The organism is Janthinobacterium sp. CG_23.3 (assembly GCF_046115965.1).
Taxonomy (GTDB): Bacteria; Pseudomonadota; Gammaproteobacteria; order Burkholderiales; family Burkholderiaceae_D; genus Janthinobacterium.
Genome location: NZ_JBJXIB010000249.1, coordinates 1 through 2,294, shown reverse-complemented (window position 1 = coordinate 2,294; position 2,294 = coordinate 1). Strand labels below are relative to the sequence as shown.

At 64.7% G+C, this 2,294-nt stretch carries 2 protein-coding genes; both read left to right on the top strand.

Features of this window, described 5'->3' with window-relative positions; all coding sequences use genetic code 11:
- Positions 1–160 precede the first annotated feature (160 nt).
- Positions 161–1,306 (top strand): OmpA family protein, encoded by a 1,146-nt coding sequence (locus tag ACFDR9_RS27550; RefSeq protein ID WP_409033057.1) that lies wholly within the window; start codon positions 161–163, stop codon positions 1,304–1,306.
- Between the two features lie 192 nt (positions 1,307–1,498).
- Complete coding sequence (locus ACFDR9_RS27545; protein WP_017877113.1) at positions 1,499–2,101, top strand: LysE family transporter; 603 nt, start codon at positions 1,499–1,501, stop codon at positions 2,099–2,101.
- Positions 2,102–2,294: the final 193 nt, after the last annotated feature.

Genomic DNA, 2,294 nt, shown 5'->3' with positions numbered 1-2,294 from the left:
CCCCCCCCCCCCCCCCCCCCCCCCCCCCCCCCCCCCCCCCCCCCCCCCCCCCCCCCCCCCCCCCCCCCCCCCCCCCCCCCCCCCCCCCCGCCACCGCCATCCGCATCGTTGAAGCGACGCCGACGCCATCGGCGCTTCGTCCTATTTCTTGGAGCAAGACATGAAGCAACACACGAAACTAGTCAAATCCGTCACCTCGTTCGGCGTCATCGCCGGCGCGCTGCTAGCCAGCCAATGTGCCCACGCGGCCGACGAGTGGGTCAATCCCGACTGGGCCAATGCGGCCTGGTATATCGGCGCCGGCATCGGCCGTTCGCAGGCGAACATCGACGAAGAGCGCCTGAGCCGCAGCCTGATGGCCGGCGGCTCGACCGCCGTGCGTTTCGATTCGCGCGAACACGATACCGCCATCAAGCTGTATTTGGGCAAGCAACTGAACAAGAATTTCGCCGTGGAATTGGGTTACTTCGATCTCGGCAAGTTCGGTTTCAACGCCGTCACCGTCCCGGCCAGCCGGCTCAACGGCGACGTCAGTTTCCGCGGCGTGAACCTGGACTTGTTGGGCCAGTTGCCGCTGTCGCAGCGCTTTTCGGTGTACGGCCGCGTCGGCATGAATTACGCGCAGGCGCGCGCCCATTTCACCGGCAACCGCCTGTTCGCGGTGACCAACCCGAATCCAAGCGAGCGCAAGCTCAATCCAAAGGTGGGCGTGGGCCTGGAGTATAAATTCAGCGAAGCGTTGGCGATGCGCGCCGAACTCGAGCGCTACCGCGTCAACGACGCCGTCGGCAACCGCGGCGACGTCGATCTGCTCTCGTTCAACCTGGTGTATAAATTGGGCCGTCCGGCCTCGAGCGCGCCGGTGTACGTGGCAGCGCCCGAGCCGGCGCCGCTGCCGGTGGCGCCTACGCCGGTGCAGCCGCAGCCGCAACCGGCCCCGGTGGTCGTGTCGGAAAAGGTCAGCCTGGCGGCGGAAGCCTTGTTTGATTTCGACAAATCCGTGCTCAAGCCGGAAGGCAAGGCCGCGCTGGACGGTTTGCTGGCGCAACTGCAGGGCATGAACACGGAAGTGATGATCACGGTCGGCCACACCGACTCCGTCGGCAGCCCGCAGTACAATCAAAAACTGTCGATCCGGCGCGCCGAGGCGGTCAAGGCTTACGTGGTGAGCAAGGGCCTGGACACGTCGCGCGTCTACACCGAAGGCAAGGGCGAAGCCCAGCCGCTGGCCGACAACAAGAGCGCCGAGGGCCGGGCGAAAAACCGCCGCGTCACCGTCGAGGTGGTCGGCACGCGCAGCAAGTAAGCGCGCCGTCCTGGCGCCGCAGGGGTATCGACAGACCCGTTCGCCGCAAGGCTGGCGGGTTTTTTCTCGTGTGGCGCGGCTGTCGATGGCAGGGAAACTGTCCAGACCGTAGTACCATCGGGCTTTTGCCGCCGCGCGCTGCGATAAGGCGGCGATACGCCTCAAAAGGTCAGCGTTTCGTTAGGGTATTTCATGTTTTCGACCAATGCACTGCTGCAAATGATCGCCGGGTTTTTTTTGATTCTCTTGGTGCCCGGGCCAACGAATACCTTGCTTTTGTCGTCGGGCATCAAGTTCGGCGTCGCGCGCTCGATTAACCTAATTGCCGCGGAAACATTGGGCTACCTGACGGCGATCTCCGCCTGGGGCTTCTTCCTGTTGGCGCTATCGCATTCCACGCCCGCCCTGGTGGTCGCCATTAAACTCCTGTGCGCCGTCTACATCGCTTACTTGGGCTGGCAAATGTGGCCCAGCCATCCAACCGCGGGCGGCGTCGACGGCAAGCGCATGACGTTTGCGTCGATGTACTGCGTGACGCTGCTCAATCCCAAGGCGATCCTGTTTGCCAGCGGCATCTTCCCGCTGGCGGCGTTTGCGTCGGCCGGGGTTTTTTTCGTCTGCGTCGCATGCTTTGTGCTGACGCTGGTGCCGGTGGCGCTGGGCTGGCTGTGCTTGGGGGCGAGCTTGAAGGGCGGCGGCGACGCGCCGGTCAAACCGGCGTTATTGCTGCGCTGCGCGTCGCTGGTCTTGCTGCTGTTTTCGGCTACGCTGGCGTACTCGGTTCTGATGGCGTAAGGCCGCTAATGCGAAGGCGCCGCGGCCGGGACGGTGGCGCCGTGTCGTTGCCGCGACAGCGGCACCGGCGCCGGCACGTGCCAGGGCGCGTTGGTTTGGGGGGGGGCAGGCCAGGCGCCACCCCTGACAAGCCTGATGGTATTGCCTTTTTACTTATTTGAACAAGAGGTTTCGGGGTCGACAAAGGCACCTA